Here is a 16,259-nt window from a genome sequence, read left to right on the forward strand (position 1 = left end):
GCGGAACGGGGCGGGCCGCGCGACGCTCTACACCGCCGCCAGCGCCTGCTCGACGTCGGCGATCAGGTCCCGGGTGTCCTCCAGGCCGACCGACACCCGCACAAGGCCCGGCTGGATGCCCTGAATGGCGCATTCCTCATCCGAAAGGCGCTGATGCGTCGTGGTGGCCGGGTGGCAGGCCAGGGACTTGGCGTCGCCGAGGTTGTTGGAGATGTCGATCAGCCGCAGCGCATCCAGGAAGCGGAACGCGCCCTCCTGGCCCCCCTCCACCTCAAGGGCGAGCATGGCCCCGCCGCCGCCGTTCATCTGCGTCATGGCGAGGGCGTGCTGCGGATGGCTTTCCAGCCCGGGGTAGCGGATCGACCGCACGCCCGTGCGTCCCTCCAGGGCCCGCGCCAGGGCCAGCGCGGACTCCCCATGCGCCCGCACCCGCAGATCGAGCGTCTCCAGCCCCTTGGCCATGACCCATGCGTTGAACGGACTCAGACACGGGCCCGTGTTGCGCAGGTACGGCAACAGGTACTCTTCGTCATAGGCCGCATCGTTGGTCAGGATGGCGCCGCCCAGGCAGCGGCCCTGCCCATCGATGTACTTGGTGGCCGAATGGATGACGACATCGGCCCCCAGCCGCAGCGGCTGTTGCAGGACGGGGGTCGCAAAGGCGTTGTCCACGATCACCACCGCGCCGGCCGCGTGCGCCAGGGCGCTGACCGCCGGAATGTCGATGATCTCCAGCCCGGGATTGGACGGGCTTTCCAGGAACACGCAGGTCGCCGGGCGCGACAGCGCCGCGCGCCACGCATCCAGGTCGGTGCCGGGGACCAGTTCAACGGTCACGCCAAAGCGCGGCAGCAGTTCGGTCAGCACCCAGTGGCACGACACGAACAGCGAGCGCGACGCCACCACGCGGTCGCCCACGCCCACGCGGCACACCAGCGCGGCGGTCATGGCGGCCATGCCGCTGGTCGTCGCCCGGCACACCGCGGCCCCTTCCAACTGGGCCAAGCGCTCCTCGAACACGCTGTTGGTCGGGTTGCGGAAGCGGGAATAGACGAACCGCGTGTCGGTGCCGTCGAAGGCGCGCCGCGCCGCGTCCGCGTCCGGGTAGACGAACCCGGAGCTGAGATAGAGGGCTTCCGCCGTCTCCATGTTTTCGCTGCGCGCCAGACCGCCGCGCACCATGGTCGTGCGCGGGTGCCAGTCGGCGGACGGAGTGGGGGTCGGGGTGGGGGTTTCGGGGGAACCCATGGGATTCTGTCTCCTGTGTCCGGCGGCGGTGTTCGGCAAACAAAAAGCCCCGACCGTTTCGGGCCGGGGCCTTGTCCGAAGGCACCAACCGCTTAGCCGTTTGTTTTCCGTGGCCGCAAGCTGGTCGCCAAATCACCACGATGGCGGATCGTTTAACGGCCACCGCAGGAAGGGTCAAGACATTCCGCCTCTTACGCGCGGACAGCAGCTCAATCACAAATATCTTAAAGAACATTGTTTTGAGGGCGATGAGTGAGCGCGTTAAGAATTTAGTATACAATACGGTATGTCTTTCGGCATAATCCCATCGAATGTAAAGCGTACTCCTGTTGGCTGCGTATAGCCGCGATGCGGACAGAGCGCGCTGTCATCATGATCGATGTGGAGCCATGGTGCCGTCCGACGAGACACCACACGCCGGGCCGATAGATGCCCCGTACCTGCTCGCATTGGCCCGCCAAAAAACGGTTGCGTCACGAACAGCGCTTGCGGAAACCATCGCGGCGTTGTTCGCGCAGGACGCCGACAGCCTGAACGATCGCGAATTCGCCCTGATGGCGGACATCCTGCGCCGGGTGCTGAAGGAAATCGAGATCGGCGTGCGTCGGCGCATTGCGGCCGAATTCGCCAGTCGCCCGGACGTGCCCCGCGATCTTCTGACCTTCCTGGCCAACGATGAAATCGATGTGGCCTACCCGGTGCTCAGCCAAAGCCCGGTGCTGCGGGATGCCGATCTGGTCGAGGTCATCCGCAACCGCACCCTGGAGCACCAGCTTGCCGTGGCAGTGCGCTTCGAGGTCAGCGAGACGGTGTCCGACGAACTGGTCGGCACCGGAAACGAAACCGTCATCACCGAGCTTCTGAAAAATCCCGACGCCCGTATTTCCCGCGCCACCTTGGGCTATCTGGTCGAGCAGTCCCAGCGGATCGACGGTTACCGCGAACCGATCCTGTCGCGCGACGAGTTGCCGGCGGACCTCGCCAAGCGCATGATTTTCTGGGTGTCGGCGGCCCTGCGCAAGGCCATCGTGGACCGCTTCGCCCTGGATCCGAACGAGGTCGACACCCTCATGGAGGAAGCCGCCCGCGAAGTCGGGGAGGACACCGTCCACGGCACCACCGCCGCCCGGCGCACCGCCGCGGAGCGCCTGGCCGAAGAGCTCAGCGCGGCGGGGCGCAACGACGCCGACCTGATGATCTCTGCCTTGCAGAACGGCGAGGTGTCGCTGTTCGTCACCCTGTTCGCCCACGCCTCCGGGATGCGCGAGATCCTGGTCCGGCGCATGCTGTTCGAACCCGGCGGCGAAGGGCTGGCCATCGCCTGCAAGGCGATGAACTTCGCCCGCGAGGATTTCTCGGTGATTTTCCTGTTCTCGCGCAAGGCACGCCCGGTGCCGCCCGCCGTCCTGCGCGACGAACACCACGCGGTCATGGGCCTGTACGAACGCATGACCGTCGAGGCCTGCCGCAAGGTTCTCACGCGATGGACCCGCGACCACAACTATCTCAGGGCCCTTCTGGAGGTCGATCTGACCGCCGCCCCACAGCAGGACCGGGCGCCCTCCGCCGCCCCCTGGGATCCCGAGGGCCCCGGCACCGACGCCTGATGTCCGCCGCACCGGCGACACCACGCTTTCGGGACCGACTGTTTCGTGAGATACACAACGATCCGGTCAGGGTGCCGTGGCGAGCGGCAGGACACCGGCGCCTGGGTCCATCAACGCGCCGCTGACCGGCGGCACAACCGGACACGGCGCCCCCTGGGCCGACCGGGTCCGGGCCGGAGCATAGGGTCGGGCGCGCGCCGTCGCGCACAGCGTGGTGCTGGCCCGCCCGGCGTCGGCGGGTCGGAAGGACGGCCCGGCACACCGTACCGGGACGCAGGAGACAGACGGTCGGGTCGATGGTGAGACGGGAGTCCGGGCAAAGGCTGGAGACAACGGCGACGGGCGCGCGACAGAATGGCGGTGCGCCGGACTCCATTGCGTTGTCCTCGCTCCTGGCGTACGCGGGGCCAGCCGCGCTGTTCGATGGCGCGGGCCATGTCCTGGCGCAGAATCACCACGCGCACAGTCTGGTCGAGTTGATGGCGCATCCGGACGCTGTGTCCCTCCGCGCCGCCCTGCAAAGCGCCCTGGACACGGCGATGCCGATCATGCGGTCGGCGCGGGGCCTGGATGACTCCGGCGTAAGCAGCTTCGATCTGACGCTTCTGCCCTCAGCGGACCACCGGGTCGTTCTGGTGCTGGCGCGCGACACCTCGCTCGACACCTCGCTGCGCAGCGCCCTCGCGGAGAGCCGGGCGCGGTTCAAGGACTTCGTCGACCTGTCGAGCGACTTCGCCTGGGAAACCGGACTCGACGGGCGCTTGGTGTTTGTCTCGCCGGGCGGCGCCTTGGGCCGTAGCGCCCGCGACTTGGTCGGAACCAACCCGCTCGACTTGATCGACCCCGGCGGACGCACGGACGCCGGGACCCTGTTCGCGACCCGCCAGCGGCGGCGCGACGTCGAGCTGTGGGCGCGCGACAACCGGGGCCGCCGGGTCCGCCTGTTGGCCTCCGCGACACCTATTCTCGCCGCCGACAACACATGGCTCGGCACACGCGGCATCTGCCGCGATATAACGGAGCAGCACGTCAAGGACGTCGCCCTGCGGCGCGCACAGGAACGCGACCGCGTCCGCAGTCATGTGGTCCGCACGTTCCGCGATCAGGTCGACGTGGAGACCATGCTGACCGTGGCGGCCGGGGCCCTGGCCCACGGCGTGGGGGCGACCACCTGCCAGATCCTGCGGCGCTCCACCGAAAGCACGGCCATTCTGCCGCCGCAGGATCCCGCGGGCACGCCGGAGTTGGTTCTGGGAGGGCGATACGGCCCCGACCTCGGCCCCCCGCCGCCCGCGGCCCTCGCCCGAGCCATGCATGGCGGGGACGAGACCATGCGCTTCCAGTTCTGGGAAACCCGGACCGAGACGCACGCCATCCTCGCGATCGGCACCAGTCACCGCCAGGCTCCGAACGGCGCGGTCGTCCTGTGGCGGCCCGCCGAGCGGGGCGCCTGGACGGCCGACGACCGCTTGCTCATCCTGGATGTTGCGGGGCAGGTCGGCATCGCGAACGAGCAGATTGCCCGCTACGAAACCGTCCGCGACCAATCCCGGACCGACCCCCTGACGGGCCTGCTCAACCGGCGCGGCTTCATGCTGGACGTGGAGCGACGGTTGCGACGTCTGGCCCACTCCGAGCGTCCGGCCGCGCTGCTCTACATCGATCTGGACAATTTCAAGCCGGTCAACGACCGCTACGGCCACGCGCGCGGCGATCAGGTGCTGATCCTGATGGCCGAAATCCTGTCGACACGCACGCGCCCAACCGACCTGATCGCCCGGCTGGGCGGGGACGAGTTCGCCGTCTGGCTGGAAGACGCGGATGCCGAAGGCTCCCGCCTCAAGGCCGACAACCTGTTGTCGGGCAGCGCGCTCCTGCGGACCCTCAGCGCGGACACGGCAGCCCCTCTGTCGATGTCGATCGGAATCGCGGTCACCTCCGGCGCGCGGCCGGAAACGGTCGAATCCCTGTGTGACCGCGCCGATGCGGCCATGTATCGGGCCAAACAGACCGGCAAGAGCCGCCATTTCCTGGCCGCACCCCCGCCCGACACCCCGCCCGACACCCCGCCGGGCGGCCCGCCCGACGCCCCCCCGACCGGAGGGAGCGCATCCGAACCGACCCACCACGGCATCGCGGGAAGCTCGGAAGGATGAGCGACCTGCTTCGGCACCTGCTCCTGGGGGAGGCCGGCGGCGCGCTATCATACGAGGAAGCCCGGGCGCTGGCGGCACAGGACGACGTGAGCGTGCGGCGGATCCTGGCAGGCCGACCGGATCTGCCCCCCGAGGTTCTGTACTTCCTGGCCCGGGACCCGGACACCGACGTCCGGCGCATCATCGCCGGTAACGCCAACACGCCGCTGAAGGCCTCCATTGTCCTGACGGAGGACGGCGACACGGAGGTGCGCCTGACCCTTGTGGAGCGCATCGCCCGCCTCGCCCCCGGCTTGACCGCCGACGAACGAGACCAAGTCCGCCGGGACGCGCACACGGTCCTGGCCCGGCTGGCCCGCGACGAAATCCCCCGCGTTCGCGCCCTATTATCCGAACATTTGAAGGACTGTCCGAGCGTGCTGCCGGACGTCATCAACCGGCTGGCGCGCGACGCCGAACTTGCGGTGGCCGCGCCGGTGCTGACCTTCAGCCCGGTCCTCACCGACGACGACCTGCTGGACATCATCCGGCGCCAGCCGGGCAGTGGCGCACTGTCGGCCATCGCCCGCCGTCCGGCCGGCCTGCGCGAGTCCGTCACGGACGCCCTGGCCGCCAGCGACGACATCACCGCCATCGCCGACATGCTGGCCAATCAGGGCGCCCAGATTCGCGAGGAGACGCTGGATCGACTGATTGACCGCGCCGGAACCCTCCCGGATTGGCACGAGCCGCTGGTCCGGCGCCCTCGGCTGCCCCTTGGCGCCGCCCAGCGGCTGGCCATGTTCGTGTCGGACACCCTCGTGCAGGCGCTCATGCTGCGCCGGGACCTGTCCCCCGGGGAGGGCATGGCGGTTGCCAACAACGTCCGCGAGCGTCTCGCCCGCGCCGGCGGCGACGGAGACGGAGACGTCCTGAACTTCAGCCCCGGCTGGTACGAGACGCTGCGGCTCCGGCACGCCCGTGTGGCGGAGGAGAGCGCCCAGGGCATCCCCCTTGAGGCCCGGCTGCTCATGGCCATGACCGCGGGCAAACGTACCGAGTGTATCGCCGTGCTCGCCGGGATGGCCGGCGTCAGCCCGGCCGCGGTCGCGGCGGCAGTCAAGGTGGCAAGCCCGAAGGGCTTGGCGGCCATGGCATGGAAGGCCGGACTGTCGGCGGACATCGGCGCCCGCCTGCAACACTGGCTGGCCGGCATTCCCCCCGAGGACGTTCTGGCCCCGGACCCCGCAACCGGCGACTATGCGCTGAGCACCGCCGAGATGGCGTGGCAGGTCGAAATGTTCTGCGAAGCGGAAGCCCGCGGCCCCTCCTGACGGTGGGAGCCGGACCGTCCGGTCCACCGTGCCGCCCCTGCCCCCGAGGACCGCCTGGGCTTGACCGGGCTCCCGTCGGGTCGCACTATCCATTTGGCGAAGCCCTGATTTTTCCGGCCCCGAGGAGTCTCAAGCCCAACAATGACCGGCCCGCCTTCCCCGAAACAGCGTGGCGCCCTGGCGGGAGGGGTGCCGATCACGGCACGGACGCTGCTGCCGGTCGTGGTGCTGCTGGTGGGCGTTATGGGCCTGGCCGAGACGGCGCCCGCCCTGGGACAGGCCACCGCCGCCCCTCCCGCCCCGCCCCCGACCCTCGACGCCGATGACGCGGACGAGGCGGTCGAGGAGGGTCCGGCGGACAGTGAGACGGTCGAAGACGACGTGAGCGAGGAGGAGACCGCCCCGTCCGGTCCGGTCCTCGGCCCCAGCGGCCTTCCCCTTCCCCGCTTCGTGGCGCTGAAGAGCGACCGGGTCAACATGCGGATCGGCCCGGGCATCCGCTTCCCCGTTGCCTGGGTGTACGAACGCAAGGGCCTGCCGCTGGAGATCGTGCGCGAGAGCGAGGACTGGCGGAATGTCCGCGACCCGTCGGGCGTGGAGGGCTGGATTCACACGGTCATGCTGACCTCCGGCACGCGCACGGCGATGGTGACTGGCGAGGGGCGCCAGCTGCTCATGCGGCGGCCGACGCCGGACGCCGACGCGGTTGCCGAGGTCGAGCCGGGCGTGGTGGTCACCCTGCTGCAATGCCCGCCCGATGGCCAACACTGCCGGATCGAGGCCGGAAGCTTCCAGGGCTGGCTGGCTCGCTCCGCCCTATGGGGGGTCTATCCCGGCGAGGATATCGAGTGATCGCCGGCCCACCGCCGGACAGAGAGCCGCCGCCTCGGGTCGCGCCCGCCGTCGCGTGGTGCCTGTATGACTGGGCCAACTCGGCCTTTCCCACCGTCATCGCGACGTTCGTCTTTTCGGCCTACTTCACCAAGGCCGTCGCGGAGACCCCGGAGCAGGGCACAACCCTGTGGGCCTGGGCCACCGCCCTGTCGGGCCTGTTGATCGCGGTGCTGAGCCCGACCCTCGGCGCCATCGCCGACCGGGGCCGGCAACGCAAGCCCTGGCTGGCTGGGTTCTCCATCCTCACCATCGTGGCATCCGGCCTGCTGTATTTCGTCGCACCCGACCCGGCGTTCGCGCTGCTGGGCCTCGCGCTGGTGGTCATCGCGAACACCGGCTTCGAGGTCGGGATCGTGTTCTACAATGCGCTTCTGCCCGCGGTCGCGCCGGAACGCTGGCTCGGCCGGATCTCCGGCTGGGGTTGGGGGCTGGGCTACGCGGGCGGTCTGGCCGGCTTGGTGATCGCACTGTTCCTGTTCGTGCAGGCCGATCCGCCGCCCTTCGGGCTCGATCCCGGTCCGGGCGCGCTGGAGCCGATCCGCGCGACCTGCCTGTTGGTGGCGGTGTGGTACGCCGCCTTTGCCTGGCCGCTGTTCGTCTGGGTGCCCGACCGCGCGCCGGATGAATCCGGTCCGGCTGTTCGCCTACCGGCCCTGGCCGCCGCGCGGCAGGGCTTGGCGACGCTCTGGATCACCCTGAAGGCTCTACCGAACAGCGACCCGAACCTGCTGCGGTTCCTGATCGCGCGCATGCTCTACACCGACGGGCTGAACACGCTGTTCGCCTTCGGCGGCATCTACGCCGCCGGCACGTTCGGCATGGGGTTCGACCAGATCGTGCTGTTCGGCATCGCCATGAACGTCGCCGCCGGCCTGGGGGCCGCCGCGTTCGCCTGGGTCGATGATGGGATCGGCTCGCGAACCACGGTGATCCTCGGCCTGATCGGCCTGACCGGGTTCGGCATCGGGATCCTGCTGGTCGAGGACGTGACGTGGTTCTGGATCCTCGGCCTGTCCATGAGCGTGTTCTTCGGCCCCGTGCAGGCGCCCAGCCGCACGCTGATGGCCCGCCTCGCCCCGCCGGAGACCCGGGCGGAGATGTTCGGCCTGTTCGCCCTATCCGGGCGCATCACGGCCTTTCTGGGGCCGCTGGTGCTGGGCTGGGTGGTGGCCGTGACCGACAGCCAGCGCCTGGGCATGGCCTCGATCCTGGTGTTCCTGGTGCCGGGCCTGCTGCTGATGCTGACGGTCCGCGACCGTCCAGCCGCCGGGCCGGCCTGATATCGGATTGCTTGTTCCGGACCGGGTGCGGCCTATACTCCGCGCCCGCAAAATCCACGCCGGAACAAGGGGGATGGGATCATGGCGGCGGTGCAGGGTCTTCTGGGGGTCGTCGCGACGGTGGCGCTGTGCTGGCTGCTGAGTGAGCAGCGGCGCGCCATTCCGTGGCGCCCGGTGCTGATCGGGCTGGCGTTGCAGCCGATTCTGGCCCTGATCCTGCTGAAGACCCCCGGGGCCGCGACCGTGTTCCTCTGGCTCAATGGGGCCGTCCTGGCCCTCCAGGAGGCCACCGAGGCCGGGACGGCCTTCGTGTTCGGCTTCGTCGGCGGCGCGCCGCTCCCGTTCGAGGAGCCCTATCCCGGTGCCGCCTATGTGCTGGCGTTCCGGGCCCTGCCGTTGATCCTGGTGGTCAGCGCCCTCACCTCGGTGCTGTTCTACTGGCGCATCCTACCCGTGATCGTGCAGGGGATCGCCTGGGGGCTGCGCCGGACCATGGGCGTGGGCGGCGCGGTCGGGCTGTCCGCCGCCGCCAACATCTTCGTGGGCATGGTCGAATCGCCGCTGTTCATCCGGCCGTATATCGAAAAAATGGGCCGGGGCGAGCTGTTCATGATGATGACCGTCGGCATGGCCACCATCGCCGGCACCATGATGGTGATCTACGCCAGCATCCTGGGGGGGCTGCTCGACGCGCCGCTGGCGCATATCCTGATCGCCTCCATCATCAGCGCGCCCGCCGCGCTGGCGATCGCGCTCATGCTGGTGCCGGGTGATCCGGAGGAAGCCCCGACGGAGGCCAAGTTCAAGCTGCCCCCGCCCGAGGCGCATTCGACCATGGAGGCGGTGCTTCTCGGCACGCGCGACGGCATCACCCTGGTCATCAACGTCACGGCCATGCTTCTGGTGATGGTGGCGCTGGTCAGTCTGGTGAATCAGGCGCTCGGGCTGCTGCCGGACGTGGGCGGCGAACCCCTGACGCTGCAACATATCCTCGGCTGGATCATGGCCCCGGTGGTCTGGCTGATCGGCATTCCCTGGAGCGAGGCCACGGCGGCCGGGGCCCTAATGGGCACCAAGACCATCCTGAACGAGATGCTGGCCTACCTCGACATGGCCAATCTGCCGGCCGATGCGCTCTCGCCCAAGAGCGAGTTGATCATGGCCTACGCGCTGTGCGGCTTCGCCAACTTCGGCTCATTGGGGATCATGCTGGGGGGCCTGACCGCCATGGCGCCGGAGCGCCGCGCCGATATCGTGAGCCTGGGCGGCCGCACCATCCTGTCCGGTACCCTGGCCACCCTGATGACCGGTGCCGTGGTGGGGTTGGTGGCCGGGTAGCGCACGCGCCACACGGGGCGGTGCCCGGCCCCGCCCCGTGCACATCCTCTTGATCCCCGCGCCCGTCCCGGCGCATTGTCCCGGCCATGACCACCACGACCAAGACACCCCCGCCGCCGCCCTCGGGCGGTGAGGAGATTCGCGACACCCCGCTCGCCGACGCCCTCGGCGAGCGGTATCTGGCCTATGCGCTGTCGACCATCGTCGCGCGCTCGCTGCCCGACGTGCGCGACGGCCTCAAACCCGTGCACCGCCGCCTGCTGTTCGCCATGCGGCAGTTGAAGCTCGACCCGACCGGCGGCTTCAAGAAATGCGCCCGCGTCGTCGGCGACGTCATCGGTAAGTACCACCCGCACGGCGACACGGCGGTGTACGACGCCATGGTGCGCCTCGCCCAGTCCTTCGCGGTCCGTTGGCCGCTGGTCGAGGGCCAGGGCAACTTCGGCAACATCGACGGCGATAACGCGGCCGCGATGCGTTACACCGAGGCGCGCCTGACCGCCGTGGCCCAGGCCATGATGGAGGGCCTGGACGAGGACGCCGTCGACTTCGGCCCCACCTATGACGGCGAGGAAGATGAACCCCGGGTCATGCCGGCGGCCTTCCCCAACCTGCTCGCCAACGGCGCCCAGGGCATTGCGGTCGGCATGGCGACCAGCATTCCGCCGCACAATGTGGGCGAAATCTGCGACGCCCTCGCCGTGTTGATCGACAACCGCGAGACGCCGATCTCCGATCTTGTCGCCAAGCTGCCGGGGCCGGACTTCCCCACCGGCGGTGTGCTCGTGGAATCCGCCGCGTCGATCCGCGAGTCCTACGCCACCGGCCGGGGCGCCTTCCGGCTGCGGGCGCGGTGGACCGAGGAGAAGCTCAGCCACGGCCTGTTCCAGATCGTCGTGACCGAGATCCCCTATCAGGTGCAGAAGGCGAAGCTGATCGAGCGCATCGCCGACCTGCTGACCAACCGCAAGCTGCCCCTGCTGGCCGACGTGCGCGACGAATCGGCGGAAGACGTGCGCATCGTGCTGGAGCCGCGCAGCCGCTCCGTCGATCCCAAAACGCTGATGGAGCAGCTTTTCCGCCAGACCGAGCTGGAGACCCGCGCCAGCCTCAACATGAACGTGCTGGACGCCGACGGCGTGCCCCGCGTCATGGACCTGCGCGAGGTGCTGCTGGCGTTCCTGGACCACCGCCACGCGGTGCTGGTGCGCCGCACCCGCCACCGCCTGGACAAGATCGCCCACCGGCTGGAGGTGCTGGGCGGCTATCTGATCGCCTACCTCAACCTCGACGAGGTGATCCGGATCATCCGCGAAGAGGACCACCCCAAGGCCGTACTGATCGACACCTTCGACCTGACCGACGTGCAGGCCGAGGCCATCCTGAACATGCGGCTGCGCTCCTTGCGCAAGCTGGAGGAGATGGAGATCCGCAAGGAGCACGACGGGCTCTCGGCGGAGCAGGCCGACTTGCAGGACCTGCTGGCGGATTCCGGCCGCCGCTGGACCCGCATCGGCGAGCAGGTGGCGCAGATCAAGCAGGACTTCGGCCAGCACACCGACCTGGGCAAGCGCCGCACCACGCTCGGCGAGGCCCCGGTGGTGACCGAGGTCCCGATCGAGGCCATGGTGGAGCGCGAACCGATCACCGTGATCCTGTCGCGCATGGGCTGGATCCGCGCGCTGAAGGGCCACCCGGAGGAGATCGGGGATCCCCGCTTCAAGGATGGCGACAGCCTGCAAACGGTGATCCGCGCCCAAACGACGGACAAGCTGCTGCTGTTCGCCTCCAACGGGCGCTACTACACCATCGCCGGCGACCGCATCCCGCGCGGCCGGGGCTTCGGTGAGCCGGTGCGGCTGATGGTCGACGTCCCCAACGACGCCGCCCTGGTGGACCTGCATGTGCACCGTCCGGGGGCGAAGCGGCTGCTGGCGGCCTCCGACGGGCGCGGCTTCGTCGTGGAGGAGGCCGAATGCGTCGGCCAGACCAAGAACGGCAAGCAGGTGCTCACCCCCGCCAAGGGCGCGGTGGCGATGATCAGCCGGCCGCTCGATCCCAACGGGGTGGAGGGCGACCACGTCGCCTGCGTCGGCACTCACCGCAAACTGCTGATCTTCCCGCTCGATCAGGTCGCCACCCTGACCAAGGGGCGGGGCGTGACCCTGATGCGGCTGAAGGACGCCGCGCTGTCCGACGTGATCGTGATCCGCAAGGCGGACGGCCTGAGCTGGCCGAGCGGGGAGCGCACCCGAACCGAAAGCGATCTGACGCCCTGGCTGGGCAACCGCGCGGCCGTGGGCAAGCTGCCGCCGCGCGGCTTCCCGCGCGACAACACGTTCGGCGGCGGGGGCTCCTGACACCGGGCCGGGGCGTTACCCGGCCCCGACCGGCGCGCGGCGTGCCCGCGCGCCAGCGTAGAGCAGACCGTAGAGGCTGAGCACGACCACCCCCAGGATCGCGATCTGATAGGGCGCCACCGGCTCCCCCAGCACCACGACCGTCAGCGCCATGGTGACCGCCGGCCAGGGCACGGCGATCGAACTGGCGAGGGAGACGTCGATGATGCGCACGGCGTGGAACCAGACGATCAGCTCCAGGTAATAGACCGCGCCCATCAGGGCCGCGACGGCCTGGACGTCCGGCCGCGCCAGCCCGGCCGCGAGGGTCGCCGGCCCGACGCCGACCAGCGCCACGACGCCCAACACGACCACGGACACCAGCACGCGGGCCAGGGTCACCTGGGCCGGGGTGATCGGCGTGCGGGTCATCACCTCGCGCAGAATGACATGGGCGATGCTCCACAGGAACGGCACGCTCAGCGCCACGAGGAACCAGGGCGACAAACCGCCGATGCGGCCCGTGCCATCCGTCACCAACACGTACAACGCCGCCAGCAACAGGGCCGTGAACAGCAGCTCCAGGCCGGTCTTGCGCCGCTTCAGCGCCACCGACTCCCACACAATCGCGAACAGGGGATAGGCCTGGATGGCGATGGCCGTCCCCACCGGCCCCGCCGTCTCCACCGCCAGCACGTAGAGGTATGTGGAGATCCCGAAGATCCCGCCGGTGAGCAGCAGAATCGCGAGCGTGCGCCGCCGTACGGCGCGCGGGACCGTCGGCCCGAACAGGCCCGGGCGGCCACCGAGACGCTCCGCCATCGGAAACGGACAGGCCGCCAAAAGCTGCCAGAGCGACAGGAACAGCGCGAAGCTCAGGGCATCGACCCCGGTCGGCCGGCTGTCGACGATGACCGGCATGACGCCCAGGATGAACAGACAGACGAACGCCAGCGCGATCCCAATGCCGGCTCCAGCGCGATTCATGGCACATCTCCATAGCAATCATGGCAATAACGCACCCTTCCCTTGACCACGCACCCATATCAATCATAACATTGTTCTCATGACACTTTGGCGCCCCACCCTGTCCGACCGGCGCGGCCCCCTGTTCCAGCGCATCGCCGAGGCCCTGGCCGACGCGGTCATGGCCGGCGAGCTGCCACCCGGGACCCGCCTGCCGCCGCAACGGGATCTCGCGTTCGATCTCGGGGTCTCCCTGCAGACGGTCAGCCGGGCCTATGCCGAGGCGATCACGCGCGGCTTTGCGCGGGGGGAGGTCGGGCGTGGCACCTATGTGCGCGGGCCGGTGCCGGCCCCGGCGCCACCGCCCCCGGCCGATCTGGCGCGCCCCACCGCCGGTCCGATCGATCTCGCCCGGGGCCTGCCCACCCCTGGCCACGCCGACGCGGATCTGGCGCGCACCCTGACCGCGTTGGCGGGCACGAACGCCCTCGCCGGGCTTCTGGACGACCAGACCGGCGCAACCGAGCCAACCGGCGCGGCCGAGGCCGGGGCGCAGTGGATGGCACGCCTGGGCCTGGACGCGGCACCCGAACGCATCGTTCTGACCTGCGGTGCCCAGCACGGCCTTCTGTCGGCGCTGATGGCGACGACGCGGCCCGGTGGCGTTCTGCTGACCGACGCGCTGACCTACGCCCCGATCCGCGCCATGGCGGAGCATCTGGGCCTGCGGCTCGTGCCCGTGGCCGCCGTGCCGGATGGATGCTTGGATCCGGACGCCCTGGACGCCGCCTGCCGCCGGGTCTCGGCCCGCGCGCTGTTCTGCATGCCGACGCTGCACACACCGACCACCGCAACGTGGAGCGACGAACGGCGCGCTGCCATCGCGGCCATCGCCCGCCGCCATGATCTGACCCTGATCGAGGACGACGTGTTCGGCGCCCTGCCGCCGGAGCGCCCCCGGCCGCTCGCGACCCATGCGCCGGAGCGCACGCTGGTGCTCGCCAGCACCTCCAAGAGCCTCGGGCCCGGACTGCGGATCGGTTACGTCCACGGCCCGGCGGATCGCATCACCGCGGTGCGCGCGGCCGCCACGCTGTCCGGCTGGATGGTGCCGCCGCTGATGGCCGAGATCGCCCGCCGCTGGGTCCAGGACGGCACGGCGGACCGTCTCAACGCCACCCGCCGCGCGGACACGGCAGCCCGGCAGGCGCTGGCGCGGGCCCGCCTGCCGGCCGATCTGTGCCGGTCGGATCCGCATGGGTTTCATGTCTGGCTGACGCTGCCGCCCGGCTGGCACCCGGACGTGTTCCGCCTGGAGGCGCAGGCGCGCGGCGTCGCGGTGGTGTCGGCCAGCGTGTTCGCCGTCGATCCCACCGCCGTGCCGGCCGCCGTCCGCCTGTGCCTGACCCACGAACGCGCGCCGGAGCGGGTGGCGACCGGCCTCGACATCATCGCCGACCTGCTGCGGTCGCCCCCACCGCGCGAACAGCCGGTGGTTTAAGGTCAGGACGGCTCCGCGAGGCGCGCGGCACCACCCCGGCGCGGGTCCCCGGCGGCCTCGAACGTGCCGTCGGCCTGACGCGCGACGGCATGAACGCCGCCGTAGAACATGGACGGCTCCGGCCAGACCCGGTGATCGGGGAACGCCTCGGCGCAGGCGCGCACGTCGGCGGCCGCGAATCCGGGCTCCAGGTCCAGGTGGTCACGCTCCACATGCAGGCGCGGCGCGGCGATCGCGTCCACCAGGGGCTCATCGGCGGCCAGCACGCGGCACAGCACCTGAAGCAGCGCCGTCCGGATGCGGTTCGACCCGCCCGAGCCGAGCGCCATAACGGTGCCGTCCGGCCGCTCCGCCAGCGTCGGTGCCATCATCGACGACACCCGCGTATCGGGCGCCCAACGGAAGAAGCCGGCGGGGTTCAGGTCCTCCTCGCCCAGCATGTTGTTCAGCATGAAGCCACAGCCGGGCACCATGTGGCCGCAGCCTTCCCCGTTGGACACGGTGCAGGCGGCGGCGTTGCCCTCCGCGTCCAGCACGGACAGATGGGTGGTGCCACCAGCCTTATGCGCCCGTCCGGCCAGCGCCGCCCGTCCGCGCGCCAGCATCGGCTCCGCCAGCAGGGCCTCCACCCGGGCATCGTCGGCGCCCCAGGTCAGGCCCGACTCGTCACGCGCCAGCCCCGTCGCGCGCATGATGCGGGCCAGGGTCGCGGGATCGGGCGGCGGCCCGCTCTCTCCGGCCGGTTCATCCTCCACGAGCGCCAACCCAAAGGCGATCAGCGCCCCGCCCGACGACGGCGGCGGGTTGGTCAGCACGCGCGCCCCCCGGAACCCTCGGTCCAACGGCGCGTGCCGCAGGACCCGATACCGCTGGCAATCGGCGCCAGTCAGCAGCCCACCGTCGGCGCAGAGGGCCGCGATGGCCTCGGCCACGGGCCCGTCACGGGCGATGCGCTCCCCCTCCCGCCCCAGCAGGTCGAGCGTGTCCGCCAGGGCCGGCAGGCGCAGCCGATGCCCGGCCGGCTGCGTTCGCGCCGGGTCCGCCGGATCGCCGAACACCGCCCGGGCCTCCGCCGTGTGCAGCAGGATGGGCGCGATGACGGTGTGAATGTGCGCCTGAAGCGCCGCCAAAGGCACGCCGTCCCGCGCCAACCGGATGCCGGGCTCCAACAGACGGGCCAACGGCAGCCGGCCCAGATCGCGCTGGATCGCGCACATCCCGGGGATCATGCCGGGCACGGCAGCGGCGGCGCGGCCGACATGGAACTCCTGCGTGGTGGTGCCGAAGTCGGCCAGCACGGGCCGGAAATCGAGCGGTCTCTGATCGTACGGCGCGGCCCGCGCGGGGGTCTGGGCGAAGAAGTCCAGCACCAGCGGCCGCCCGTTCACCGGATGCGCCACCAGGAACCCGCCGCCGCCGAGGGAGCTGAGCGCCGGCTCCACCACGACCGAGGCCGCCAGACCCGCCACCACGGCATCAAAGGCATTGCCCCCGTCCGCCAGCACTTCGGCCGCCGCCGCCGCCGTCTCCGGATGGCCCGCCGCCACCGCGCCCCGGATCGTCTCCCTCCGGCCGGTCGCCCGCCCGCTCTCTGCCGTCATCGTCCCCCGCGCTCCC

11 protein-coding genes and 1 riboswitch are annotated in these 16,259 nt (G+C 70.4%); of the genes, 8 read left to right on the plus strand and 3 right to left on the minus strand.

Translation table 11 applies throughout. The annotated features are described in order from the left end of the window. Positions 1-27 precede the first annotated feature (27 nt). Positions 28-1,248, minus strand: coding sequence for an O-succinylhomoserine sulfhydrylase (gene metZ, locus GGD82_RS06130; RefSeq protein ID WP_150062286.1), 1,221 nt, complete (start codon positions 1,246-1,248; stop codon positions 28-30). Positions 1,249-1,320: 72 nt separating this feature from the next. Further along, positions 1,321-1,397: riboswitch (SAM riboswitch) on the minus strand. A gap of 357 nt (positions 1,398-1,754) precedes the next feature. Here metZ and GGD82_RS06135 point away from each other — a divergent pair. The 7 genes from GGD82_RS06135 (at position 1,755) to parC (ending at position 12,196) form a co-directional block, all read left to right on the plus strand. Further along, positions 1,755-2,855, plus strand: coding sequence for a DUF2336 domain-containing protein (locus GGD82_RS06135; RefSeq protein ID WP_260178307.1), 1,101 nt, complete (start codon positions 1,755-1,757; stop codon positions 2,853-2,855). A gap of 380 nt (positions 2,856-3,235) precedes the next feature. After that, positions 3,236-5,011 carry a sensor domain-containing diguanylate cyclase gene (locus GGD82_RS06140; protein WP_170284271.1) on the plus strand — a complete coding sequence of 592 codons (1,776 nt, stop codon included), beginning with the start codon at positions 3,236-3,238 and terminating at the stop codon, positions 5,009-5,011. Continuing rightward, a complete protein-coding gene (locus tag GGD82_RS06145; RefSeq protein WP_150062283.1) occupies positions 5,008-6,324 on the plus strand; it encodes a DUF2336 domain-containing protein in 1,317 nt (438 codons plus the stop codon). The genes GGD82_RS06140 and GGD82_RS06145 overlap by 4 nt, the downstream gene beginning before the upstream one ends. Before the next feature lie 141 nt (positions 6,325-6,465). Further along, complete coding sequence (locus GGD82_RS20800) at positions 6,466-7,176, plus strand: SH3 domain-containing protein (RefSeq protein ID WP_246163862.1); 711 nt, start codon at positions 6,466-6,468, stop codon at positions 7,174-7,176. Further along, a complete protein-coding gene (locus GGD82_RS06155) occupies positions 7,173-8,498 on the plus strand; it encodes an MFS transporter (RefSeq protein WP_246163860.1) in 1,326 nt (441 codons plus the stop codon). The genes GGD82_RS20800 and GGD82_RS06155 overlap by 4 nt, the downstream gene beginning before the upstream one ends. A gap of 81 nt (positions 8,499-8,579) precedes the next feature. After that, positions 8,580-9,836 (plus strand): NupC/NupG family nucleoside CNT transporter, encoded by a 1,257-nt coding sequence (locus GGD82_RS06160; RefSeq protein WP_150062281.1) that lies wholly within the window; start codon positions 8,580-8,582, stop codon positions 9,834-9,836. A gap of 86 nt (positions 9,837-9,922) precedes the next feature. Then, a complete protein-coding gene (parC, locus tag GGD82_RS06165) occupies positions 9,923-12,196 on the plus strand; it encodes a DNA topoisomerase IV subunit A (protein WP_150062280.1) in 2,274 nt (757 codons plus the stop codon). Positions 12,197-12,211: 15 nt separating this feature from the next. Here the strand turns inward: parC and GGD82_RS06170 are convergent, their stop codons facing one another. Then, positions 12,212-13,162 carry an EamA family transporter gene (locus GGD82_RS06170; protein WP_150062279.1) on the minus strand — a complete coding sequence of 317 codons (951 nt, stop codon included), beginning with the start codon at positions 13,160-13,162 and terminating at the stop codon, positions 12,212-12,214. Between the two features lie 79 nt (positions 13,163-13,241). Here GGD82_RS06170 and GGD82_RS06175 point away from each other — a divergent pair, with 79 nt between their 5' ends. Continuing rightward, entirely contained in the window at positions 13,242-14,642 is a 1,401-nt protein-coding gene (locus GGD82_RS06175; protein ID WP_150062278.1) for an aminotransferase-like domain-containing protein, read from the plus strand. Positions 14,643-14,644: 2 nt separating this feature from the next. Here GGD82_RS06175 and GGD82_RS06180 read toward each other — a convergent pair whose 3' ends face one another. Continuing rightward, complete coding sequence (locus GGD82_RS06180) at positions 14,645-16,243, minus strand: gamma-glutamyltransferase family protein (protein ID WP_150062277.1); 1,599 nt, start codon at positions 16,241-16,243, stop codon at positions 14,645-14,647. Between the last annotated feature and the right edge of the window lie 16 nt (positions 16,244-16,259).

Origin of the sequence: Roseospira marina, assembly GCF_014197855.1 — a bacterium.
GTDB lineage: Bacteria > Pseudomonadota > Alphaproteobacteria > Rhodospirillales > Rhodospirillaceae > Rhodospira > Rhodospira marina.